Origin of the sequence: Pseudooceanicola endophyticus, assembly GCF_018760365.1 — a bacterium.
Taxonomy (GTDB): Bacteria; Pseudomonadota; Alphaproteobacteria; order Rhodobacterales; family Rhodobacteraceae; genus Pseudooceanicola; species Pseudooceanicola endophyticus.
The window spans coordinates 105,673-129,239 of record NZ_JAHIAB010000007.1; the positions used below are offsets into that span (position 1 = coordinate 105,673).

A 23,567-nucleotide genomic window follows, 5' to 3' on the forward strand; every position below is an offset into this window, starting at 1 on the left:
AACTGGACCGGTTGAAGCTGGAGTTTTCGGCTAATCTTTCCTGGCTGGGAGAGGAGCGGAAACGCATGAAGGCATCGAAGTTCACGGAGGCGCAGAAGGCGTTCATCCTGAAGCAGAGCGAACAGGGAACGCCGGTCGCGGAGATCTGCCGCAAGGCGGGGATCAGCCAGGCGACCTACTTCAATTGGAAGAAGAAGTATGGCGGGTTGCTGCCGGACGAGATGCGTCGGCTGAAGGCGCTCGAGGACGAGAACACGCGGCTGAAGAAGATCGTGGCGGACCCGACGCTTGACCGGGAGATGTTGCAGGACGTGATCCGGCGAAAGCTCTGAAGCCTGGGCGTCTGCGAGAGATCGTGACCGGGATGTGCGTCGACTGGGGCGTGTCGATCCGGAAGGCTTGTGGGGCCATCTGCTTCGACACGTCCAGCTACCACTACAAGTCCCGGCGGACGGACCAGGCTGCCGTCGAAAGGCGGATCAAGGAGATCTGCGAGACACGGGTGCGGTATGGCTACCGGCGTGTGCATGTCCTGCTGCGACGGGAAGGATGGGTGATCAACATGAAGAAGACCCGCAGGATTTACAATGAGTTGGGCCTTCAGCTGCGGAACAAGCACCCAAAGCGTCGCGTGAAGGCGAAGCTGCGAGCGGACCGTCAGGAAGCGGTTGGACCGAACGATGTCTGGGCGATGGACTTCGTTCACGACCAGCTCGCCATGGGCAAGAAGCTCCGCATTCTGACGGTGGTCGACACCCATTCCCGGCTCTGCCCTGCGGCCGACCCCCGCTTCGCCTACCGCGGTGAGGACGTCGTGCAGACGCTCGAGAAGGTCTGCGCCAGGATCGGCTACCCGAAGACAATCAGGGTCGACAACGGCAGCGAGTTCATCTCCCGTGACCTGGACCTATGGGCCTATGCCAACGACGTCACGCTGGACTTCTCACGGCCTGGAAAGCCGACCGACAACGGGTTCAACGAGGCGTTCAACAGCAAGCTCCGCTCCGAGTGCCTGAACGCCCACTGGTTCATGAGCCTTGCCGACGCCCGCGAAAAGCTGGAAGATTGGCGTAGACACTACAACGAGGACCGACCTCACAGCGCGATCGGATACAACGTCCCGATTGCCATGCATTATCCCGATGGCGTCACCAGCCCGTCATCGTGAGACTGCCGGGAAAATCCAGCTTCCGGCGGTCCAGGGTTGGGGAGCAGTGCACGGCCCGGAGGCACTGGCCGGACTGTGGACCGGAGGAAAGGCGCGGGCGGACGGGAAACCATGCGCGCGCGCCGGGACAGGCCGGCCACCATTCGGCGCGCGCCGTAATGCCCCGTATGCCGCCGGCTCCCGGCTCCCGGCTCCCGGCTCCCGGCTCCCGGCTCCCGGCTCCCGGCTCCCGGCTCCCGAAGGACTGCGCCGCAGCGGCCCGGGAAACAACCTGAAACTGCGCCATGAAGGTGGATTTCACCCCTGATTCTGCCGGGCAGATCGCCGCTCCGGCACGCCCGTCCTTCGTGAAATCGCCGCATTTGCGGGCTGCGGGACGCTGCGGCGCAATCTTCACATCCGCTTGGAAACCGCGATTGCCCTTGACGTTTGGGCGCTCGGCTTGTTGAACGCCGCTTACCGGATTTTATAAATCGCAGATACCAGAGGTGGCGCAGCGCGATGGACTCGCAGAACAAGAATCTCATCCTGGCCACGGTGCTCAGCTTCATCGTGGTCCTCATCTGGTTCGTGGTCTTCCCGCCGCCGGAGCAAGCCCCCAGCACCGACCCCGCGACCGAGACCTCGGCCAGCGCGGACGGCAGCACCGGCACGCTGACGCCGCAGGCCTCGACGACGGCCGACGGCAGCGCCGTGGCCGCCCCGACCGCAGCCACGACCAACAGCCCGCGCATCGACATCGACACGCCCTCGCTGGCCGGCTCCATCTCCATGGATGGTGGCCGCATCGACGAGCTGAGCCTGAAGAACTACCGCGAGACGCTGGCCAAGGATTCCCCGGACGTCACCCTGTTCAACCCCTCGGGGCAGAAGGACGCCTATTACGCGATCTACGGCTGGGTGCCCACCGATGGCACCGACCAGCCGGTCCCGGGCGCCAACACCCAGTGGAGCGTCGAGAGCGGCGACAAGCTGACCCCCTCGACCCCCGTCACCCTGAAATGGGACAACGGCCAGGGCCTGATCTTCCACAAGACCTTCTCGGTTGACGACAAGTTCATGTTCCACGTCACCCAGACGGTCGAGAACACCACCGACAAGGCCGTCAGCCTGCGTCCCTACGGCCTGCTGCGCCGCGAGGGCCTGCCCTCCGATCTGCAGAACTTCTTCGTCGTGCACGAAGGCCTCATCCGGATGTCCGACGGGCAGCTGGAAGAGACCAAGTACAAGAAGATGTCCGACATGGACGTCGATCCGAAGGAAGGCACCAATGCCGAGCGCATCGAGGTCTCCGACAGCGGCTGGATCGGCTTCACCGAACACTACTGGATGAGCACGCTGATCCCGGGCCACCAGCCGTTCCGCTCGACCGTGAAGTACTACCCGGCGCAGAACATCTACCAGACCGAGGCCGTGCTCGACACGCAGACCGTCGCACCGGGCAAGTCCGTGAAGGTGGAAACCCAGCTCTTCGCGGGCGCCAAGGAAGCCGACACGATCAAGGCCTATCAGGACGCCGGCGTGCCGCGCTTCTTCGACAGCATCGACTGGGGCTGGTTCTTCTTCCTGACCAAGCCGATCTTCTGGCTGATCCACTGGCTGCACAGCTTCATCGGCAACATGGGCTGGTCGATCATCGCGATGACGATCTTCCTGAAGGCGCTGCTGTTCCCGCTGGCCTACAAGTCCTACGCCTCGATGGCGAAGATGAAGGAACTTCAGCCCCAGATGGAGAAGCTGAAGGAGAAATGCGGTGACGACCGGGCCAAGCTCCAGAAGGAGATGATGGCGCTCTACAAGGAGCAGAAGGTCAACCCTGCCGCGGGCTGCCTGCCGATCCTGCTGCAGATCCCGATCTTCTTCTCGCTCTACAAGGTGATCTTCGTCACGCTGGAACTGCGTCAGCAGCCCTGGATCGGCTGGATCCACGACCTGTCCGCGCCGGACCCGTCTTCGATCCTGAACCTGTTCGGCCTGTTCCCCTGGGCAACGCCGGGCATCGACAGCCCGTTCCACATCATCAGCCTCGGCGTGCTGCCGATCCTGCTGGGCATCTCGATGTGGCTGCAACAGCGCCTGAACCCGGCGCCTCAGGACCCCAGCCAGAAGATGATCTTCGCCTGGATGCCCTGGGTCTTCATGTTCATGCTGGGCCGCTTCGCCTCGGGCCTGGTGCTGTACTGGATCACCAACAACACGATCACCTTCGTGCAGCAGTACCTGATCATGCGGTTCCACGGCTACACGCCGGACGTGTTCGGCAACATCAAGGACAGCTTCAAGCTTCCGAAGTTCGGCAAGAAAGCTGCCGAAACCAAGGGCAAGAAGTAACATGGCCCGCGTCGCGCAGATCTGGCGGCACCCGATCAAGGGGATCGGGGCCGAGCCTCTGGACAGCGTGACGCTGACCGCCGGTCGCCCCCTTCCGGGCGACCGGGCCTGGGCCATGACGACGGGTGACACCGTCGACACCGGCACCTGGCAATCCTGCAAGAACTTCGCCAGGGGCTGTTTCGGCCCCCAGCTGATGGCCATCACCGCCCGCAGCGCTGCGGGGATCGTCCACCTGGACCATCCCACCGCCGGAGCGATCCGCATCGATCCGGCACGCGACGGCGCCGCGCTGCGCGACTGGCTTGCCCCCCTCTGGCCCGAGGCGCGTCCCGCCCTCGGGTCCCTCATTCCCGCGCCCGAGGACACCGGTCTGTCGGATGCGAACTATGCCTGCCTCTCGGTTCTGGGCACCGCCTCCCTGGCGGCCCTCTCCGAGGCCTGCGGGCGCCCTCTGGACCCGCGCCGGTTCCGGGGCAATCTCTGGCTTTCCGGCCTCGCCCCCTTCGAGGAGCTTGACTGGACCGGTCGCCGGATGCAGATCGGCGCGACGGTGCTGGAAGTGGTCGAACGGATCGACCGCTGCCGTGCCACGCAGGTGAACCCCGAGACCGGGGAAGAGGACACCCCCACCCTCGCCACCCTGCGCAAGACCTGGGGCCATATTGATTTTGGCGTGAAGGCCCGCGTGATTGCGGGCGGAGACATCGCCACCGGACAGGAGATCACCCTGCTATGACCGCCCTGCCCTTCCCGCTGGCCGAAGAGCCCGACCCCCAGATCGCGGAAACCGGTCGCCTGCTGTTCGCAGGCCCCGTCGACTTCGTGAAAGGCGTGGTCGCCATGTCGGGCCTGCCCGACGCCGATCGTCTGGAGGTCTGCTTTGCCGGCCGTTCCAACGTCGGCAAGTCCAGCCTGATCAACGCCCTGACCGGGCGCAAGGGGATTGCCCGTGCCTCCAACACGCCGGGCCGCACCCAGGAGATCAACTATTTCTCCCTGGGCGAGGAACGCTACCTCGTCGACCTTCCGGGCTATGGCTATGCCAATGCCCCGGTCTCGGTCGTCGAGAAGTGGCAGCGCCTGCTGAAACAGTACCTCCAGGGCCGCGTCACCCTGCGCCGCGCCTTCGTGCTGATCGATTCCCGCCATGGTGTGAAATCCGTGGACGAAGAGATCATGAAGCTGCTGGACAGCGCCGCCGTGACCTTCCAGGTGGTGATGACCAAGGCCGACAAGGTGAAGGCCGCCGAGCGCGAAAAGATCATGGCGCAGGTCCGCCAGGCGCTGGCCAAGCACCCCGCCGCCTATCCCGAGATCGTGCTGACCTCTTCCGAGAAGGGCGACGGCATCGCCACCCTGCGCGCGATCATCGCCACGCTGAGCTGAACGCGCCGGATCCGGGCCTGGCCCGGACACGCAGATCCCGGGCCGGGGCACCTGGCCCGGCCCTCCGGATACGACTCTTCAGAATGTCCAGGTGACCCGGGCCGTCAGCGTGTTGATGTCCGGGTCGCGCCCACTGCCGTTGAAATCGGGGAAGATGTGGTGCTGCATCTCGGCGCCCAGTGACAGATGCGGGCTGAGCGCATAGTCGATCCCCACCCCCAGCACCGCGCCCGCCTCCGCGCCGAAGCGCCCCCGGGCCACGGCAAGCCCGCCGCTGGCATAGTAGAGAAATTGATTCGAACCGCCCCCCAGCGTCAGCTTGACGTGGTCGAGGTTTCGGATCGGCCCGCCCGGCGCTCCGATGTCGGTTTCCGACAGTTCAAGCTCTGTCCCCAGCAGCAGCCCCTTCCAGGGCGCCCTGAGGCCCATGTGCAGGCTCTTGGCATAGTCGTCCGCATCGAAGACCAGCGCCATGTTGCCGCCCAGGTAGAAGCCTTCCCAGCGGCGCTGCGCCTCGGCGGTCCCGGCGCAGCAAAGCATCGCCAGGGCCCCCGAGAGGGGAAGAACAAGGCCCCAGAGATTTGCTCGCATGGCTGGCATCATGACCCATCAACGCATGAACCCCCTGAAGGTTTCGTGAAGATGGCAAGAAACGCAACCCCAAGCTGAATTATTTTCAGATAATACGCCCGGCCTCCAGCCGCACCTTGCGGTCCATCCGCGCGGCCAGGTCGAGGTTGTGGGTCGCGATCAGCGCTGCCAGCCCCTCGGTGCGCACCAGGTTCAGCAGGGCGGCAAAGACCAGCTCCGACGTGTCGGGATCAAGGTTGCCGGTGGGTTCGTCCGCCAGCAGCAGCGCCGGGCCATTGGCCAGCGCCCGGCAGAAGGCGACGCGCTGCTGTTCCCCGCCCGACAGCTCCGCCGGGCGGTGACTGGCGCGCGGGCTCAGCCCCACCGTTTCCAGCAGGGCCTGGGCGCGGGCGCGGGCGGCGGCGCGGGACTGGCCGGCGGCCAGCTGCGGCAGCACGATGTTTTCCTCGGCGGAAAACTCGGGCAGCAGGTGGTGGAACTGGTAGACGAAGCCGACCTTGTCGCGACGGATCGCGGTGCGGCGGCGGTCGCCCAGGCCGGTCATGTCCTCTCCGGCGATCCTGACGGTGCCGCTGTCGGGCTGATCGAGCAGCCCGGCGATATGCAGCAGCGTCGACTTGCCCGAGCCCGAGGGCGCGACCAGCGCCACCACCTCTCCGGCGGCGACGCCCAGGGTGGCATCGCGCAGCACGGTGATCTCGTTCGGCTGGCCGTGGTTGTAGCCCTTGCAGAGGTCCTTCAGGTCGAGAACAAGCTCACTCATAGCGCAGGGCCTCCACGGGGTTCATGCGGGCCGCGCGGCGGGCCGGGAAGATCGTGACCCCGAAGGAGAGGCCGAGGGACAGGAAGATCGACGACAGCACGTCATGAAGCTGCAGCTTGGCCGGCAGGTGGTAGATGCCGCGGATCGAGGGATCCCAGACGCCGCCGCCGGACAGATAGTTCACCACCGAGAAGATCGGGTCGATCCAGATCGCGAAGAGACAGCCCAGGATCACCCCCGCCGCCGTGCCGATCAGGCCGGTGAAGGCGCCGCAGATGAAGAAGACGCGCAGCACCGCGCCCTCGGTCAGGCCCATGGTGCGCAGGATGCCGATGTCGCGGCCCTTGTTCTTGACCAGCATGATCAGCCCCGAGACGATGTTCATCGAGGCGATCAGCACCAGGATCGACAGGATGACGAACATCACGTTGTCCTCGACCGTCAGCGCCTCCAGGAAAGAGCCGTTGGCATCGCGCCAGGTCCAGGCCATCGCCCGGCCCCCGGCGGCCTTCAGCAGGTCCGGGACCAGCGCGTCGACCTTGTCGGGATCGGCGGTCATCACCTCGATCTCGTCGGCGGTACCTTCGCGGTTGAAATAGGACTGGGCCTCTGCGAAGGGCATGTAGAGGCGGGTGCGGTCGATGTCGTAGCGCCCGGCGGTGAAGACATAGGTAACCTCGTAGCTTTTCACCCGCGGGCTGGTGCCGAAGGCGGTCTTCACCCCCTCGGGCGAGATCAGCTTGATCTGGTCACCGACCCGCAGCCCCAGCTCCTGCGCCACGCCCGAGCCGATGGCGACGCCCTTGTCGAAATCGACGAAGTCGCCCCAGGACTTGTCCGGATGGGCGATGCGGGGCACGGCAGCAAGATCCTGCGCGGTGATGCCGAAGACCTCGATCCCGGCATTGCGGCCATTGGCGGTGGCCATGATCTGGCCCTTGATCAGCGGCGCGGCGCGGGTGACGCCGGGCACCTTGGCGATGTTTTCCGCCATGGTGGTGTAGTTACTGATCGCGCGGTCGAGCTGGCCGTTGGGGTTCACGTCGGCAGAATTGTAGATCGTGACATGGGCATTGGCACCCAGGATCGTGTCGACGAATTCGGCCCGGAACCCGGCACGCACGGCGAGCGTCGCGATCAGCGCGAAGACCGCCAGCGCGATGCCGATCAGCGAGATCCAGGTCATGACGGAGACGCCGCCCTCGGCCCGGCGGGCGCGCAGGTAGCGCCAGGCGATCATCCATTCGTAGCGGGAAAACGGGGGGGCACTGCTCACGTCGGGTCTGTCCTGGTTGTTGCCGGTCTGCTGCCCGTCGGGGCGTCCGGCGGAAGGTGGAGCGGTCGGGGGGCCTGGTCAAGGGCCGGTCGCAGGCGGATCGGCGGCGGGTCACCGGCACGCGGGAATTGGCGCCCGGACGGGCGCCAAGCCTCCGGCGGAGGTATTTCAGAACAAGAAAATGCGGAAGGGCACGCGCCCGCACCTTGTCGTGAGGGCGCGGAGGGCCGCCGAGGGCCGCGCCCTAGCGCAGGATCGGCGGCTTTTCGGGATCGGAGCCGGGGGCGATCCGGGTCACTTCCTGGGGCTTGGGCGCCTCGGGCAGGTCGAAGCGCAGCCCGACGCGGGCCAGCGCCCCGGCATGGACATCGGCGGCCCGGAAGAAGCCCACATCCATCTGCCCCGCCTCGATGCCGGAGAAGGTGAGCGCCTCGGAGGCGGCCTTGGCGAGCGACCCTTCGGCGCCCGGCACCGCGTCGATGAAGGCCAGCATGTGCGAGCGGCGGCCCTTGTCGTCCTCGGTCCCGGCCAGGAAGGCGCAGTCGGCAAGGCCCGCGGCCAGGGCAAGCTTGGTGTCGAGCGCGGTGATCAGGGTTTCCGGCAGGCCGTGCGGCGGGTGGAAGGCCTCGATCTGGGCCTCGACCTCCTCGGGGGCATGGCCGATGGTCTCGGCCAGCCAGGAGACGGCCTCGGGGGGGATCAGGATCGCCGAGGGGGTGTCGAGGTTGACCGCGAAGCCGACGCCCTGCCCGGCCAGCTGTTCGGCAATGGCACGCCCCGACAGCGCCACATAGGGCGAGATGCGCCCGGTGAAGGCGGCCAGGCGTTCCTCGCGGTCGAAGAGCAGGACGAAGTTCACGTCCTCGACCGGGAACAGCTCGGGCGTGGCGCTTTGGCCTGCGGCCTCGGCGCCCAGGAGCAGGAAGAGCTCACTGTCGGCGAGGCGCTCGTAGAAGCGCAGGCGGGCCGTGTCGTCCTCGGGGGCGGCGTCCATGGCCGCATGGGCCAGGTCCAGGGGGGTGATTTCGCTCATTCCATCGCCTTTCGTACCTCGGCGCGCAGCACCGGGAGGAGGTCCGTCTCGAACCAGGGGTTGCGGCGCAGCCATGCCGTATTGCGCCAGGAGGGATGTGGCAAGGGGATCGTCCCCGGAAGATGGTCGCGCCAGCCGGCCACGACCTGGGTCAGCGGCGCCCGGGTGCCCAGGTGCAGCTTCTGGGAATAGCCGCCGATCAGCAGGCGCAGGCGCAGCCGCGGCAACTGATCGAGGATGCGGGCCTGCCAGGTGGCGGCGCAGATCGGCGGCGGCGGCAGGTCCGCGCCCCGGGCGTCATAGCCAGGAAAGCAAAGCGCGGCGGGCAGGAAGGCGATGCGGGAGAGATCGTAGAACTCCCCGCGCGTGAGGCCCATCCAGGCGCGCAGCCGGTCGCCGGAGCGATCATCGAAGGGGCGCTGCTTTTCATGCGCCTGAAGCCCAGGGGCCTGGCCCGCGATTAGGATCCGGGCCTGGGGCGCCAGCCAGACCACCGGCGCCGGGGCGTGATGCGTGCGGGTCGCCGCGAAACGGGGCGCGCAGAGGCGGCAGGCCCGCAGATCCTTCAGCAGCGTCTTCATGGCGCCACTGTGACGCCCTGCCCCGGGCACCGCAAGGGGCCGCCCTGCCGCCTTTGGGGGCGCCCGCCGGGGGCCGCTTCCGCCCTGGTTGTGATTGCGCCCAAGAAGTGTCCGGGCGGGTCCGGGCGCGGTTGCCGTTCCGGGGCAAATCCCTTAACCCCGGAGGCAAAATAACCAAAGGGACAGGGGTAAGCGCCGCATGTACCGCGTCTGGAGCTTCATTGCCAATTATTCACTGCTGCTGATCATCGGCGCGGTGATCGCGCTGATCTGGGCGAATGTCGACCCCGATCACTACCACCATTTCGTGCACATGGTCCTGTGGGAGAACGCCCCCATCGGTGCCTTCGAGGACGGCCACCGCGTCCTGACGCTGCATTATGTCATCAACGACATGCTGATGGCCTTCTTCTTTGCCATCGCCGCCAAGGAAGTCTGGGAGGCGGTCATCCTCGAGGAGGGGTCGCTGCGGGGCAAGAAGGCGGCGACGCCGCTGTTTGCCACTGCCGGCGGCATGCTTGGGCCGATCGCGGTCTACCTCGGGCTGGCGCTGGTGCTGGGTTCGGACACCTACGACGCCGTCAAGAACGGCTGGGCAATCCCGGCGGCAACCGATATCGCCTTCTCCTACCTGGTGGGGCGGCTGGTCTTCGGCGCCGGTCACCCGGCGGTCCGTTTCCTGCTGCTGCTGGCCATCGCCGATGATGCCGGCGGGCTGATCATTCTGGCGATCTTCTATCCCTCCAGCGAACTGGCGCCGGAATGGCTGCTGCTGTCGCTGGCCGCCGCCCTGCTGGTGTTCTTCCTGTTCAACCACCTGCCGCGCCGCATGGACAAGCACAACCAGGACCGCCCGAATTCCAGCTGGGTGCGCGAGAAGCTGGGTTTCTGGCCCTACCTGATCGCCGGCTGCTTCAGCTGGTACGGCTTCATGAAGGCGGGCATCCACCCGGCGCTCGGCCTGCTGCCGATCGTGCCGACGATACCCCATGCCGACCGCGCCTTCGGCTTCTTCTCGGAGGCCGAACAGTACCTTACCGACCTGCTGAACCACATCGAGCACGGGCTGAAATACCCGGTCGAGATCGTGCTGTTCTTCTTCGGCCTGATGAATGCGGGCGTGGAATTCAACGCGATTTCCGAACCCACCTGGCTGGTCATGGCCGGCCTGCTGATCGGCAAGCCGCTGGGCATCATGGTCTTCGGGGTGATCGGGGCGCATATCCTGCGGCTGGGCCTGCCTCAGGGGATGCGCACCATCGACCTGTTCGTGGTCGGCTGCGTCGCCGCCATCGGCTTTACCGTGTCGCTTTTCGTGGCCTCGGTCGCCTTCCCCGGCGGAGAGGTTCAGGATGCCGCCAAGATGGGCGCGCTGTTCAGCTTCGCGGCGGCCATCGTCTCGATCATCGCAGGCGTGCTGTGCCGGGTGGAGAAGGTCGAGGGCTGAGCCCCTTCCATCGGAAAATCCCAGGGGCGCATCGGGAAACCGGTGCGCCTTTTCCATGTCCGCGGGGCGTCGGCCCGTGTCGGTAAACCTTGTGGCAACCAACAGGGGTTAACCACGTCCTCCAGAGCCATGGTGCAACCGGGACGGGGCCTGCCGCAGGATGCTGGAATTCGACAATGTCTCAAAGTCCTTCTGGACCGGCAGCCACCGCAAGGTGATCCTCGACCGGGTCTCCTTCCGGGTCGAGCTGGGGCATTCCCTGGGCGTTCTGGCCCCCAACGGCACCGGCAAGACCACGCTGATCAACATGATGGCCGGACTGGAAAAACCCGATGAGGGAGAGATCCGGCGCGGCTGCAACATCTCTTTCCCGCTGGGCTTCATGGGCGGGATCACCAACAAGCATTCGGCGGTCGAGAATTCCCGCTACATCGCGCGGATCTACGGCCTCGATCCCGACTACGTGGAGGCGTTCTGCCGCTGGCTCTGCGGGCTCGGGGAATATTTCGACCGCCCCGTGGCCACCTATTCCTCGGGGATGCGCTCTAGATTCAGCTTCGCGCTGCTGCTGGCGCTGGATTTCGACATCTACCTGATCGACGAGGGGATGCCCGGCGCCAATGACGTGGAGTTCAACCGCCGGGCCGGCGCGGTGCTGCAGGACCGGCTGGAAAGCACCACCATCGTCATCGTCTCGCACAATCCCCGGACCCTGGCGAAATACGTCCGCGAGGCCGCGGTGCTGCGCGACGGCCAGCTGCATCTGTTCGACACGCTGGAGGAGGCGCGCGCGCTCTATGACTACAAAGGTTGAGAGATACCGTTTCCGCCGCACATCGCCGGCGGTCGAGGCACTGCTGGCAGGTCTTGGCGACGATGCCCTGACGGCGGCGACGGAGGCGGCAGGGGATCGCCCGTCACCGGAAGGCGGCGGACCGGTCACCGCCCCTCAGGATTCCTTCGCAGCGCCAGCCCCTGAGCGGGCGCCGGATCCGGCGCCACCACCCAGCGGACGCCAGCTGCGGCTGGCCCGGCGCAAGGCGCAGAAACTGGGGCTGGCGCCGAAATCCGATCTCGACGCGGTCCGGATGCTCGAGGCCAAGGGGCTCGATCCCTTCGCCATCGACAACGGGCTCGATGATCTGCCCGAGGAGATCCCGGGGGCGGTCCTTCCCGCCGCCGAGGCCCGTGCCCGCGATGCCCTGCCCGCTCCTCAGCGCCGCCAGCGCGAGATCTACGACATTCGCCGCGACATCGCCCGGCGCCGGCGGGTGCGCACCGCGCAGCTCCTGGTACGGCTCGCCCTCTTCATCTTCCTGCCAACGCTGCTGGCGGGCTGGTACTTCTTCCGGGTCGCCACCCCGATGTACGCGACCCGGTCTGAATTCGTGATCCTGCAGGCCGATGCCGCCACCGGGCCGCTGGGCGGGATCTTTGCCGGCACCCAGTTCGCCACCAATCAGGACAGTATCTCGGTCCAGTCCTTCCTGCAGTCGATGGACGCCATGCTGCGCCTCGACCGCGACCTGGATTTTGTCGCGCATTTCTCGCAGCCCTGGATCGACGCGATCCAGCGGATGCCCGAGAATGCCACGAACGAGCAGGCCTATGCGGTCTACAAGAAACGCGTGAAGATCGGCTACGATCCAAGCGAGGGGGTAATCCGGATGGAAGTCTCGGCCGCCGATCCCGGGCTGGCAGAGGCCTTTGCAACCCACCTGATCCGCTACGCGGAGGACCGGGTGGACGCGCTTTCGCAACGCAAGCGCGAGGATGCGATGCGCTCGGCCGAGGACAGCCTGAAAGAGGCCCGGGCAGAGCGCCGGGACGCCCAGGAACGGCTGGTCCGGCTGCAGGAGGGCACGCTGCTTGATCCCCAGGCCGTGGTGGGCAGCCTGCGCAGCCAGATCAACACGATCGAGATGCAGATCCAGGAAAAGGACCTGCAGAAGGCCGCGCTGCTGGACAACCTGCGTCCGAACGAGGCCCGGGTCGCCGGGGTGCAGTCGGACATCGACCGGCTGAACGACATGCTGGCCGAGCTGAACGCACGAATGACCCGGGTGCAGAGCGACCGGCAGTCCCTGGCCGAGACCACGGTCCAGGTACAGATGGCCCAGGCCGACCTGAGCACCTCGGACATGTTCCTGCAATCGGCGCTGGAAAACGAGAAGCAGGCCTCGCTGGAGGCCAGCCGGCAGGTCCGCTACCTGACCACCTCGGTCCGGCCCGTGCAGCCGCAGAGCCCGAGCTATCCGCGCGCCTTCGAGGACACGTTGCTGGTGATGCTGGTGCTTTCCGGAGGCTACCTGATGATCTCCCTGACGGCAGCGATCCTGCGCGAACAGGTCTCGAGCTGAACCGGCGCGAGGGGGCGCTGCCCCCTCTTGAGCCTGCGGCTCAATTCACCCCCGGGATATTTTTGGCCAGATGATGAAGAGCCGGTCGGAGCAGCGCCCGCCGGCTCCGACAGGAGGCGGCAGGGGCGTGGGCGGCTCGATGCCGGCCGCGCCCCTTTCCCGGTTCAGCGGGCGGCAAGGCCCCGGCCACGCAGCAGCGCCTCGGGGCCCGGCATGCGGCCGCGGAAGCGGGTGTAGAGGACGTCGGCCTCTTCGGAACCGCCTTTCGACAGGATGTCCTGTTCCAGCGCGCGGGCCGTGTCGAGGTCGAAGGCATCGCCCTTTTCCTCGAAGGCTGCGAAGGCGTCCGCATCCATCACCTCGGACCACATGTAGCTGTAATAGCCCGAGGAATAGCCGTCGCCCGAGAAGACATGGGCGAAATGCGGCGTGGCGTGGCGCATCACGATCGCCTCGGGCATGCCGATCTGGTCCAGGATCTCGGCCTGGCGTGCCATCGGATCGGCGGGCGCCGCACCATTGTGGAATTCCAGGTCCACCAGCGCCGAGGCCACGTATTCCACCGTCTGGAAGCCCATGTCGAAGGTCGCCGCCCCCAGCACCTTCTGCAGCATCTCCTGCGGCATCGGCTGGCCGGTTTCGACATGGGTGGCGAAGCGTTGCAGCACCTCGGGCACCTCCAGCCAGTGTTCGTAGAGCTGGCTGGGCAGTTCGACGAAATCGCGCGACACCGAGGTGCCCGAGACGCGTTCGAAGGTCACGTCCGAGAGCATCTGGTGCAGGGCATGGCCGAACTCGTGGAAGAGCGTGCGCGCATCGTCATAGGACAGCAGCGCCGCCTCGCCTGCGGGCGGCTTGGTGAAGTTGCAGACATTGACCACGATCGGAGCCTGTTCCCGCGGCAGTTTCGCCTGCGAGCGGATGGCCGAGCACCAGGCCCCCGAACGCTTCGAGCCGCGCGCGAAATAGTCCCCGATGAAGAGCGCCACGTGCTTGCCGTCGCGGGTCACCTCCCACAGACGACAATCGGGGTGATAGCCCTTCAGATCGACGGGGGCGAAGTTCAGCCCGAACAGGCGATGGGCGCAGTCGAAGGCAGCCTCGATCATCCGGTCGAGCTGCAGATAGGGCTTCAGCTCGCTCTCATCGACATCATGCAGGGCCTTGCGGCGCTTCTGCGCATAGTAGCGCCAGTCCCAGGGTTTGAAGGAGCCGTTGTGACCATCGGCGGCCAGCATCGGCGCCATCGCCTCCTGGTCCTCCAGCGCGGCGGCGCGGGCGGGTTTCCAGACCTGCATCAGCAGATCGCGCACGCGTTCGGGCGTGCCGGCCATCTCGGTCTCCAGCTTGAAGGCCGCGAAATTGTCGTAGCCCAGCAGCTTGGCGCGTTCCTCGCGCAGCTTCAGGATCTCGGCCACGGCGGCGCGGTTGTCGGTGGCGCCGCCCATCTCTCCGCGCGCGGCCCAGGCGGTGAAGGCCTTTTCGCGCAAAGCCCGATCCGGAGAGGATTGCAGGAAGGGCACGATCAGCGAGCGCGACAGCGTGATCACCGCCCCCTTGCCGCGCTCTTCGCCCGCCGCGCGCGCGGCATCCTTCAGCCAGCCCGGCAGGCCCTGCATCTGATCCTCGGAAACCTCCATGAACCAGTCGCGCTCATCCGCCAGCAGGTTCTGGGTGAACTGGGTGCCAAGCTCTGCCAGGCGCCCCATGATCTGCTTCATGCGGGCGGCCTCGCCCCCCTCCAGCGCGGCGCCCGAGCGGATGAAGCCGCGATGCGACAGGTACAGCACCCGCGCCTCGTCCGGCGTCAGGCCCAGGGTCTCGCGGGCGTCCCACAGGGTGGCGACGCGGGCAAACAGCGCCTTGTTGGCGGTGATGTCCGAGAAATGCGCCGAAAGCCTGGGCGAGAACTCCCTCTGCAGGGCCTCGCGCGCAGGCGTGCTGTCGGCGCCGGCCAGCGCGTAGAAGGGCGAGAGCACCTTTTCCAGCCCCTCGCCCGCGCCCTCCAGCGCCAGGATCGTGTTGGCAAAGCTCGGCGCCTCGGGGTTCTCCGCGATCGCCTTGATCTCGGCGTTATGCTCGGCCAGCGCGATCTCCAGCGCGGGGGCGAAATCCTCGTCGCGGATCCGGTCGAAGGGCGGCAGGTCGAAGGGGGTGTTCCAGTCGGCCAGAAGCGGGTTCGTCATCAGCTCACCTTTGCATGGGTGCCGCAGACCGGGCAGTCCGGGCGGGGTTTCAGGGCGATCTTGCGGGTTTCCCCCCAGAGCGCGTCATAGATCAGCATCTCGCCCGCGAGGGGCGCGCCGGTGCCCGCGATCAGCTTGACGGTTTCCACCGCCATCATCGCGCCCACGACGCCCGGCAGGGGCGACAGCACGCCCGCCACGGAACAGGAAGGCGCCAGACCGGGCGCCGGGGCCTCGGGGAAGATGCATTGGTAACATGGGGTTCCGCGGGCGGGATGGAAGACCGACAGCTGCCCCTCCCACTGCGCCAGCGCGCCCGAGACCAGCGGTTTGCCGGCGGCGACACAGAGGCAGTTCGCCAGATAGCGGGTCTCGAAATTGTCGGTGCCGTCCAGGATGATGTCATAGTCGGCGACCAGATCGGCGGCCCGCGCCCCCTCGAAACGCTCCTGATGGGGATGGACGGTGATGAAGGGGTTCAGCGCCGCCATGGCCCGCGCGGCAGAGGCGACCTTGGGCGTGCCGATATCGGCGTCGCGGTGGATCACCTGGCGTTGCAGGTTGGAATTGTCGACGACATCGGCGTCGATTACCCCGATGGTGCCGACGCCTGCCCCGGCCAGGTACAAAAGCGCGGGCGATCCCAGCCCCCCGGCCCCGATCACCAGCACCTTCGCCTGTTTCAGCTTCTGCTGGCCCGGCCCGCCCAGCTCCCGCAGGATGATGTGGCGGGCATAGCGTTCCAGCTCGGCCTCTTCGAAAAGCGGGCGCGGGCCGGGTTCCGGGGCCACCGCCCGCGCCCGCAGCACCGCCAGGCCCTGCCGGTAGGCCAGCACGACGGCCACGGCCACCCCCAGCAGCGCCCAGGGCATGGGCCCGCCGCCGAAGCCCGCCCGCAGAGGCGAGGCCAGGGGCAGCAGCGCCGCCAGCACCAGCAGCCAGACTGCCGCCAGCCCGACACTGCGCGCCCGCACAGAGACGCCGAAACGCCCCCCCGCGATCCACAGCAGCACCAGCGCCAGAAGCAGCCAGCCCATGGTTCAGCCCCGCCCGGTCGAGCCGAAACCGCCCGCGCCCCGCGCGGTATCATCCAGCGTTTCGACCTCTTCGAAGACGGCGCGCCAGACCGGCGCCACCAGCATCTGCGCGATGCGCTCGCCATGGGCGATGGTGAAGGGCTCACTGCCCGCATTCATCACGATCACCCCCAGCGGCCCGCGATAATCGCTGTCGATGGTGCCCGGGGCATTCGGCAGGGTGATCCCGTGCTTCAGCGCCAGCCCGGAGCGCGGCCGCACCTGCACCTCGAACCCTTCGGGAATGGCGATCCGCAGCCCCGTGGGCACCAGCGCCCGCGCCCCCGGCGCCAGCGTGACCGAGCCGCGATCGGCGAAATTCGCCCGCAGATCGGCCCCCGCCGCCCCGGCGGTCTCATATTTCGGCAGGCCGAGCGCCCGGTCGGCGCCCTCGTCCCAGATCACCCGGATCCCAACGTCTTGCATTCATCTTTCCTTAAATATGCCCGCCGGAGGCGGAAATGTCGTCACGCCAGCGCCAGGGCCACCCGTTCGGCCAGTCGCCGCGCCACCAGCTCCTTGCTCATGCGCGGCCAGCGCTCGGCGCCTTCGTCCGAAAGGATCACCACGGCATTCTCCGTCCCGCCCATGATCCCCGTCGCCGGGCTCACGTCATTGGCGACGATCCAGTCGCAGCCCTTGCGCAGGCGTTTCGCCGCCGCATTGGCCTCCACATCGTCGGTCTCGGCGGCAAAGCCCACGACCAGGGCGGGCCGTCCCGCCGTCCTCTGCGATACGGTGGCCAGGATGTCGGGGTTCTCGGCGAATGTCAGCGCGGGCAGCGCCCCCGCCTGTTTCTTGATCTTGGAGCTTGATGCGGAACTGACCCGCCAGTCGGCCACGGCGGCGGCAAAGACCGCGGCATCGACGGGCAACGCGGCCTCGACCGCCTCCAGCATCTCGCGGGCGCTTTCGACGCGCACCAGTTCCACCCCTTCGGGGGGCGGCACCTCGGCGGGGCCGGTGACAAAGACCACATCCGCCCCCAGCCCCAGCAACGCCCGTGCAATCGCCGTCCCCTGCGCCCCGGAAGAGCGGTTGGCGATGTAGCGCACCGGGTCGATGGGTTCATGGGTGGGGCCGGAGGTCACCAGCACCCGCCGGCCCGCCAGCGGACCGGCCTTCAGCCGGGCGGTGATCGCCTCGAGGATCTCGGAGGGTTCGCTCATCCGGCCGGGCCCGTATTCACCGCAGGCCATGTCGCCCTCAACCGGGCCCACGAAAGCCACGCCGTCGCCCTTCAGTGTCTTGATGTTGCGCTGTGTCGCCGGGTGCTGCCACATCCGCACGTTCATCGCCGGCGCGATCAGCACCGGCGTGTCGGTCGCCAGCAGCAGGGTCGAGGCCATGTCATCCGCCAGCCCATGCGCCATCTTCGCCATCAGGTCGGCAGTGGCCGGCGCCACGACCACCAGATCGGCCACCCGCGACAGCTGGATATGGCCCATCTCGGCCTCGGCCGTCAGATCGAACAGGGAGGTATAGACCTTTTCACCCGCCAGCGCCGAAATCGTCAGGGGGGTGACGAAATGGCCGGCGGCCTCGGTCAGTACCGGCGTCACCGCAGCGCCCTGCTTGCGCAGCAGGCGGATCAGCTCGGACATCTTGAAGGCGGCGATCCCGCCACCGATGATCAGCAGAATGCGCTTGCCTGCCAGCATCTTCGTCCCCCTTCAGGTCTGGAGGGCAGACTAGTGCCACAGCCCGGCAGGGACAAGGTGAACCAGGGTATGCCCCCGGGGCGCGGTTCAGTGCAGCAGGGCCTCGGCTTCGAAGGACTTCGCCTGAAGCGACTTGCGCATCTTGGTGAAGGCGGCGGCCTCCAGCTGGCGGACCCGTTCCTTCGACAGGCCCAGCTCGGTCCCGAGGCTTTCCAGCGTGCGGGGATCCTCGCGCAGCTTGCGTTCGCGCACGATCAGCCGCTCGCGGTCGTTCAGCTCGGACATGGCGCCGGCCAGCCAGTTGCGCAGCGCCCGGCGGTCATGATCCTCCGAGACCTGCTCCTCGGCATGCATACCGTCATCTTCCAGCGTCTCGATCCATTCGCGGCCCTCATCATCGCTGGACTGCGTGGCGTTCAGAGAGAAGTCAGAGCCCGAAAGCCGGCCCGCCATCATCTCCACGTCGCGCAGCGGCACGCCGACTTCGGTGGCGATCATCTGTTGCAGCTGGTGGGTGTCCAGCGTTTCCCCGCGCGAGATCGCCTCGCGCTCCAGCCGGGCCTGGACCCGGCGCATGTTGAAGAACAGCGATTTCTGGGAAGAGGTCGAGCCGGTGCGCACCATCGACCAGTTGCGCATCACGTAGTCCTGGATCGAGGCCTTGATCCACCACACCGCATAGGTCGAGAAACGCACGCCGCGGTCGGGATCGAACTTGTCGGCGGCCTTCATCAGGCCCAGGCCGGCCTCCTGGATCAGGTCGTTCATCGGCGCGCCGTAGCGGCGGTACTTCGAAGCCATGGAGATCGCCAGCCGCATGTAGGCTGTCACCAGGCGATGCAGGGCCGCGGTGTCGCGCTCATCCCGCCACGCATAGGCCAGTTTCAGTTCGGTTTCCGCGTCCAGAAGCTCGGCCTTCATGACGCTGCGGGCGAAAGTGCTGGTCGACGAGTCGGAAAAGGACATGTGGTACTCCCTGAATAAACCTGAGAGCTCCGTTGACGCCCCATGAGTGGGCCTGTTTCCTTGCGGACCTCTGAAGTCTATACGCCCGAGAGCCCGAAAAGTTTCATCGCGCGGGAGAAAAAAGTGCACGCACGCCACATCCTCGTCCTCGGCGGCGCCGCCTCGGGCAAGTCCGAATACGCCGAACAGCTCGTGGCCGACCTGGGTCCCAAGCGGCTTTATATCGCCTCTGCCGAAGCCTACGACGCTGAGATGGAAGCGAAAATCGCGCTCCATGCAGAACGTCGCGACGCCGGCTGGCAGGTCATCGAGGCCCCCCTAGACCTATCCCCCGTCCTCGGCGGAGAATTGCCGGTCCTGTTCGACTGCGCCACCATGTGGCTGTCCAACCATCTAGGCGCCGGAAGCGATCTGTCGAAGGCGCAGGCGGATCTTCTCTCATCGCTCGCCTCGCACCGGGGCACCGTCGTCACCGTCAGCAACGAGGTCGGCCAGGGCATCGTGCCCGTCAATGCGCTGGCCCGCGCCTTCCGCGAGGCGCAGGGGCGCCTCAACATCGCGCTGGCGCGGCAGGCGGATGTGGTGGTGCAGGTGGTGGCGGGCCTGCCGCTGGTGCTGAAGGGAACCCTGCCATGACCCGCCTTTTCCTGGTCCGCCACGGGCCGACCCATGCGAAATCCATGGTCGGCTGGTCGGATCTGCCCGCCGACCTCTCGGACCGTGGGAAGATCGCCGCGCTCAGCCGGTTCCTGCCCGATCAGGCGCGCCTGGTCTCTTCCGACCTGTCGCGCACCCGGGCCACCGCCGATGCGCTCTCGGCCCCCGGACGGCTGCGCCTGCCCGACGCCCCCGCCCTGCGCGAACTGCATTTCGGCGACTGGGAGCTGAAACCCTTCGCCGAGATCGACGCCGAACATCCCGACCTGTCGCGCCACTTCTGGACCGAGCCCGGCGATGTCGCCGCCCCCAACGGCGAAAGCTGGAACCAGATGGCCGAGCGGGTGCAGGCCGGCCTTGCGCCCCTGATGGCGCCGGGCGGCGACCTGATCGTGGTGGCGCATTTCGCGGTGATCCTGTCCTGCCTCGCGCGCTTTCGCGGTGTCGCCCCGGCCGAGGTGCTGTCCCACAAGATCGCGCCGCTCTCGGTCACCTGCCTTGATTACGGCACCACGCCGCCGCAGGCGCCCTGGGTCAATCACGAACCGGAATAGGCTTTCGCGAAAAAGATCCTGAGGGGAATCCCGCCAGAGGTGTAATCTGGCCCCGTCCGCCGGGAAGGAGACCGCCATGACCTACGAGCTTTTCATCGCCGACCGCGCCTTTTCCAGCTGGTCCCTCCGAGGCTGGCTGATGTTCGAGAAATTCGCCATCCCCGTGCGCACCGTGATGGCCGATCTTTACGGCGGCGGCCTGGAGCAGGACCTCGGCCCGCTCTTCCCCGCGCGCCTGGTGCCGGTGCTGCGCACCCCGGAAGGCCATGTGATCGGAGAGACCCTCGCCATTGCCGAGACCCTGGCGGAACGCCACCCCGAGGCCGGGCTCTGGCCCGCCGATCGCGGGGCCCGCGCCCTGGCCCGCTGGATGTCCGCCGAGATGCACGCGGGCTTCACCGCCCTGCGCAGCGCCTGCCCGATGCAGCTGCTCTACCGCTACGAAGGGTTCCAGCCTTCAACCGAGGTGCTGGCGGACCTGGAGCGGATCGGCGCGCTGATCGCCCATGCCCGCAAGCTTTACGGCGCCGAGGGGCCCTGGCTGTTCGGCCGCTACTCCCTGGCCGATTGCTTCTACGCCCCCGTGGCCGCCCGGATCGCCGGCTACGGCCTGCCGGTCGCCCCCGAGGTGGCGGAATACGTCGCCCTGACGCTGGCCGATCCCGCCTTCCGCCGCTGGCGCGCCCTGGGCCTGACGAAAACCTATGATCCGGTGCCCTATGCCATGGCCCTGCCCACGGCCCCCTGGCCCGGTCCGGATCCCATTGCCGCCCATCCCCTGCCCCACGGCCCCGCCGACAACGACGCCTGCCCCTATTCCGGGGAAACACCCATGCATTTCATGCAGCTGGGCGACAAGGTGATCGGCTTCTGCAACCCGACCTGTCGCGACAAGTCGGTGCTGGATCCCGAGGCCTGGCCGGCGCTGTCGCCCTGGCTGCCGGCCTGAGCAACACATCCGGGGCAGCGTTAACCAACAAGTAACCAGGACCACGTTAACCCTGATGAATCTACGGGGGAAACCATGGTCCTGCGCACCTACACCGTTGCCTTCCAGGGCGCCGAGGCCGCCCCGGTCGAGGTGCAATGCGCCCTCAGCCCCGGCCTGCCCGGGGTGTCCATCGTCGGCCTGCCCGACAAGGCGGTGAGCGAGGCGAAGGAGCGGGTGCGCGCAGCCCTTGCCAACATGCGCATCGCCCTGCCCTCCAAGCGCTTCACCATCAACCTCTCGCCCGCCGACATGCCGAAGGCGGGCAGCCATTACGATCTGCCCATCGCGCTGGCGATGCTGGGGGCGATGCAGGTGATCCCCGCCGATGTCGCAGCCGAGCTGACCTCGCTCGGAGAGCTGTCGCTGGACGGGCGGCTGGTTCGGGTTGCGGGCGCGCTTCCCGCCGCCCTCAGCGCCGCCACCGAGGGGCGCGCCCTGCTCTGCCCCGAGGGCTGCGCCCCCGAGGCCGCCTGGGTCGAGGACACCCGCGTCATCGGCGTGCCCGGCCTGATGGAACTGGTGCGCCACCTGACCGGCAAGGCCCTGCTGCCCAATGCCGAGGCCCGCCTGCTGCCCGAACCCGCCCCCGGCCACGACCTGCGCGAGGTCCGCGGCCACGAACGCGCCAAGCGCGCGCTGGAAATCGCGGCGGCCGGGCGCCACCACCTGCTGATGATCGGCCCGCCCGGTGCCGGCAAATCGATGCTGGCGAAATGCCTGCCCGGCCTGCTGCCGCCGCTCTCCGCCGCCGAGATGCTAGAGACCTCGATGATCCATTCGGTCGCCGGGCGGCTTTCGGGGCACGGGCTCTGCCAGCAGCGTCCCTTCGAGCAGCCGCATCATTCCGCCTCGGCCCCCTCGATCACCGGCGGCGGGCGGATGGCCGGCCCCGGCGCGATCAGCCTGGCGCATAACGGCGTGCTGTTCCTGGACGAGATGGCCGAGTTCCCGCCCTCGGTGCTGGACCAGCTGCGCCAGCCGATGGAGAACGGGACGGTCGTGGTGTCACGTGCCCTGGCCCATGTCAGCTACCCGGCGCGCTTCCTGCTGGTGGCGGCGGCCAATCCCTGCCGCTGCGGTCACCTGGCCGATGCGGGCCGCGCCTGCGGCCAAGCGCCGCTTTGCAGCCAGAAATACCTCTCGCGGATCTCGGGGCCGCTGATGGACCGGATCGACCTGCGGCTTGAGGTCCCGGAGGTGAGTTTCGATGAGCTGGAGCGCCCGCCCGAGGGCGACAGCAGCGCCACGGTGCGCGCCCGGGTGACGGCGGCCCGCGTCCTTCAGGCGGCACGGCACGCAGAGCTGGGTCCGGGGATGCTGAACGCCGATCTTCAGGGGGCGGCGCTCGATGCCTTCGCGGCCCCCGATGCGGAGGGCCGCGCCCTGCTGCGCCGCGCCGGAGAGCGCTTCAACCTCTCGCCGCGCGGCTATCACCGGCTGCAAAGGGTGGCCCGGACCATCGCCGATCTGGACGGTCACGCCACAATCACCCGGCAGCACATCGCCGAGGCGGTGAGCTACCGGATCCTGACGCTGGCCGGTTAGGCGCGCTTGGCCTCGATGGCGTCCCAGATCATGCCCGCGACGTTGATGCCGTCGAAACGTTCCAGCTCCTGAATGCCGGTGGGCGAGGTCACGTTGATCTCGGTCAGGTAGTCGCCGATCACGTCGATGCCGACGAAGACCTGGCCCTTTTCCTTCAGCACAGGGCCGATGGTGGCGCAGATCTCGCGGTCGCGCTCGGTCAGCTCGACCTTCTCGGGGCGCCCGCCCACATGCATGTTGGAGCGCGTCTCGCCGGCGGCGGGCACGCGGTTGATCGCGCCGACGACCTCGCCATCGACCAGGATCACCCGCTTGTCGCCCTTGGTCACGGCGGGCAGGTATTTCTGCACGATCAGCGGCTCGCGCGAGAAGCCGGTGAACAGCTCATGCAGCGACGAGAGGTTGCGGTCGTTGGCATCCAGCCGGAACACGCCCGCGCCACCGTTGCCGTAGAGCGGCTTCAGGATGACATCGCCGTGCTTGTCCTTGAAGGCCTTGATGGTCTCAAGGTCGCGGGCCACGGTGGTCGGCGGGGTCAGCTGCGGGAAGTTCAGCACCAGCAGCTTTTCCGGCGAATTGCGCACCCAGAACGGGTCGTTGACCACCAGCGTCTTGGGATGGATCCGCTCCAGCAGATGCGTCGTGGTGATGTAGAACATGTCGAAGGGCGGGTCCTGGCGCAGCCAGACCACGTCGAAATCGGCCAGGTCGACATCGACCATTTCGCCCAGGATGGCATGGTCGCCCTGCACGCGCTGCACCCGCAGCGACTGGCCGCGCGCCATGATCCGCCCCTCGCGGAAGCTCAGCATGTCGGGGGTGTAGTAGAACAGCTCATGGCCCCGCGCCTGGGCTTCTTCCGCCAGGCGGAACGTGCTGTCGGCATTGATGTTGACCGCGCCGATCGGGTCCATCTGAAAGGCAATTTTCATGGCACCGGGTCTCCTGGAAATCCGTCACCACAGGTGATGACCGATCCGGCGCCGGGGTGC

General features: G+C 67.4%; 22 protein-coding genes. 11 read left to right on the top strand and 11 right to left on the bottom strand.

Annotated elements, in window-relative coordinates; all coding sequences use genetic code 11:
- The first annotated feature begins 65 nt into the window (after nucleotides 1-65).
- The 4 genes from KM176_RS13575 to yihA all read left to right on the top strand — a co-directional run bounded on the left by KM176_RS13575 (nucleotide 66) and on the right by yihA (nucleotide 4,888).
- A protein-coding gene (locus tag KM176_RS13575) for an IS3 family transposase (protein ID WP_160894106.1) occupies nucleotides 66-1,168 on the top strand; the annotation gives its coding sequence in 2 pieces (ribosomal slippage) (nucleotides 66-327 and nucleotides 327-1,168; 1,104 coding nt in all).
- Nucleotides 1,169-1,669: 501 nt separating this feature from the next.
- Entirely contained in the window at nucleotides 1,670-3,499 is a 1,830-nt protein-coding gene (yidC, locus tag KM176_RS13580) for a membrane protein insertase YidC (RefSeq protein ID WP_160894104.1), read from the top strand.
- A gap of 1 nt (nucleotide 3,500) precedes the next feature.
- Nucleotides 3,501-4,238 carry an MOSC domain-containing protein gene (locus KM176_RS13585; protein WP_160894102.1) on the top strand — a complete coding sequence of 246 codons (738 nt, stop codon included), beginning with the start codon at nucleotides 3,501-3,503 and terminating at the stop codon, nucleotides 4,236-4,238.
- On the top strand, nucleotides 4,235-4,888 hold the full coding sequence (yihA, locus tag KM176_RS13590) for a ribosome biogenesis GTP-binding protein YihA/YsxC (RefSeq protein ID WP_160894100.1): 654 nt from the start codon (nucleotides 4,235-4,237) through the stop codon (nucleotides 4,886-4,888). Before KM176_RS13585 ends, yihA begins: the two co-directional genes overlap by 4 nt.
- 78 nt (nucleotides 4,889-4,966) lie before the next feature.
- Here the strand turns inward: yihA and KM176_RS13595 are convergent, their stop codons facing one another.
- The 5 genes from KM176_RS13595 to KM176_RS13615 all read right to left on the bottom strand — a co-directional run bounded on the left by KM176_RS13595 (nucleotide 4,967) and on the right by KM176_RS13615 (nucleotide 9,132).
- A complete protein-coding gene (locus KM176_RS13595; protein WP_160894099.1) occupies nucleotides 4,967-5,479 on the bottom strand; it encodes an outer membrane beta-barrel protein in 513 nt (170 codons plus the stop codon).
- An 85-nt stretch (nucleotides 5,480-5,564) separates the two neighbouring features.
- Complete coding sequence (locus tag KM176_RS13600) at nucleotides 5,565-6,242, bottom strand: ABC transporter ATP-binding protein (RefSeq protein WP_160894097.1); 678 nt, start codon at nucleotides 6,240-6,242, stop codon at nucleotides 5,565-5,567.
- Nucleotides 6,235-7,482: a lipoprotein-releasing ABC transporter permease subunit gene (locus KM176_RS13605; RefSeq protein ID WP_160894273.1), complete on the bottom strand. Its 1,248-nt coding sequence runs from the start codon at nucleotides 7,480-7,482 to the stop codon at nucleotides 6,235-6,237. The genes KM176_RS13600 and KM176_RS13605 overlap by 8 nt, the downstream gene beginning before the upstream one ends.
- A gap of 280 nt (nucleotides 7,483-7,762) precedes the next feature.
- On the bottom strand, nucleotides 7,763-8,551 hold the full coding sequence (locus KM176_RS13610) for an SseB family protein (protein WP_160894095.1): 789 nt from the start codon (nucleotides 8,549-8,551) through the stop codon (nucleotides 7,763-7,765).
- Complete coding sequence (locus tag KM176_RS13615; RefSeq protein WP_160894093.1) at nucleotides 8,548-9,132, bottom strand: uracil-DNA glycosylase family protein; 585 nt, start codon at nucleotides 9,130-9,132, stop codon at nucleotides 8,548-8,550. Before KM176_RS13615 ends, KM176_RS13610 begins: the two co-directional genes overlap by 4 nt.
- Before the next feature lie 199 nt (nucleotides 9,133-9,331).
- Between KM176_RS13615 and KM176_RS13620 the strand changes: the two genes are divergently transcribed.
- From KM176_RS13620 to KM176_RS13630, 3 genes are all read left to right on the top strand, one after another.
- Nucleotides 9,332-10,579 (top strand): Na+/H+ antiporter NhaA, encoded by a 1,248-nt coding sequence (locus KM176_RS13620; protein ID WP_160894091.1) that lies wholly within the window; start codon nucleotides 9,332-9,334, stop codon nucleotides 10,577-10,579.
- Nucleotides 10,580-10,739: 160 nt separating this feature from the next.
- Complete coding sequence (locus KM176_RS13625; protein ID WP_160894089.1) at nucleotides 10,740-11,393, top strand: ABC transporter ATP-binding protein; 654 nt, start codon at nucleotides 10,740-10,742, stop codon at nucleotides 11,391-11,393.
- A complete protein-coding gene (locus tag KM176_RS13630) occupies nucleotides 11,377-12,939 on the top strand; it encodes a capsule biosynthesis protein (protein ID WP_160894087.1) in 1,563 nt (520 codons plus the stop codon). The genes KM176_RS13625 and KM176_RS13630 overlap by 17 nt, the downstream gene beginning before the upstream one ends.
- Before the next feature lie 164 nt (nucleotides 12,940-13,103).
- Here the strand turns inward: KM176_RS13630 and KM176_RS13635 are convergent, their stop codons facing one another.
- The 5 genes from KM176_RS13635 to KM176_RS13655 all read right to left on the bottom strand — a co-directional run bounded on the left by KM176_RS13635 (nucleotide 13,104) and on the right by KM176_RS13655 (nucleotide 18,828).
- On the bottom strand, nucleotides 13,104-15,125 hold the full coding sequence (locus KM176_RS13635; RefSeq protein WP_160894085.1) for a M3 family metallopeptidase: 2,022 nt from the start codon (nucleotides 15,123-15,125) through the stop codon (nucleotides 13,104-13,106).
- Complete coding sequence (locus KM176_RS13640) at nucleotides 15,125-16,162, bottom strand: HesA/MoeB/ThiF family protein (RefSeq protein WP_160894083.1); 1,038 nt, start codon at nucleotides 16,160-16,162, stop codon at nucleotides 15,125-15,127. Before KM176_RS13640 ends, KM176_RS13635 begins: the two co-directional genes overlap by 1 nt.
- Nucleotides 16,163-16,165: 3 nt before the next feature.
- The gene (dut, locus tag KM176_RS13645; RefSeq protein WP_160894081.1) at nucleotides 16,166-16,627 is read right to left on the bottom strand and encodes a dUTP diphosphatase; all 462 of its coding nucleotides are present in this window, start codon (nucleotides 16,625-16,627) and stop codon (nucleotides 16,166-16,168) included.
- 41 nt (nucleotides 16,628-16,668) lie between these two features.
- Complete coding sequence (gene coaBC / locus KM176_RS13650) at nucleotides 16,669-17,862, bottom strand: bifunctional phosphopantothenoylcysteine decarboxylase/phosphopantothenate--cysteine ligase CoaBC (protein ID WP_160894079.1); 1,194 nt, start codon at nucleotides 17,860-17,862, stop codon at nucleotides 16,669-16,671.
- A gap of 87 nt (nucleotides 17,863-17,949) precedes the next feature.
- Nucleotides 17,950-18,828 (bottom strand): RNA polymerase factor sigma-32, encoded by an 879-nt coding sequence (locus KM176_RS13655; protein ID WP_160894077.1) that lies wholly within the window; start codon nucleotides 18,826-18,828, stop codon nucleotides 17,950-17,952.
- A gap of 123 nt (nucleotides 18,829-18,951) precedes the next feature.
- Between KM176_RS13655 and cobU the strand changes: the two genes are divergently transcribed.
- The 4 genes from cobU (at nucleotide 18,952) to KM176_RS13675 (ending at nucleotide 22,575) form a co-directional block, all read left to right on the top strand.
- Nucleotides 18,952-19,464, top strand: a complete 513-nt coding sequence (gene cobU / locus KM176_RS13660) for a bifunctional adenosylcobinamide kinase/adenosylcobinamide-phosphate guanylyltransferase (RefSeq protein ID WP_311136152.1) — start codon at nucleotides 18,952-18,954, stop codon at nucleotides 19,462-19,464.
- The gene (locus KM176_RS13665) at nucleotides 19,461-20,039 is read left to right on the top strand and encodes a histidine phosphatase family protein (protein WP_160894073.1); all 579 of its coding nucleotides are present in this window, start codon (nucleotides 19,461-19,463) and stop codon (nucleotides 20,037-20,039) included. The genes cobU and KM176_RS13665 overlap by 4 nt, the downstream gene beginning before the upstream one ends.
- Before the next feature lie 76 nt (nucleotides 20,040-20,115).
- Complete coding sequence (locus KM176_RS13670) at nucleotides 20,116-20,988, top strand: glutathione S-transferase (protein ID WP_160894071.1); 873 nt, start codon at nucleotides 20,116-20,118, stop codon at nucleotides 20,986-20,988.
- Between the two features lie 75 nt (nucleotides 20,989-21,063).
- Complete coding sequence (locus tag KM176_RS13675) at nucleotides 21,064-22,575, top strand: YifB family Mg chelatase-like AAA ATPase (RefSeq protein WP_160894069.1); 1,512 nt, start codon at nucleotides 21,064-21,066, stop codon at nucleotides 22,573-22,575.
- Here KM176_RS13675 and gshB read toward each other — a convergent pair.
- Entirely contained in the window at nucleotides 22,572-23,507 is a 936-nt protein-coding gene (gshB, locus tag KM176_RS13680) for a glutathione synthase (protein WP_160894067.1), read from the bottom strand. The genes KM176_RS13675 and gshB overlap by 4 nt on opposite strands.
- Between the last annotated feature and the right edge of the window lie 60 nt (nucleotides 23,508-23,567).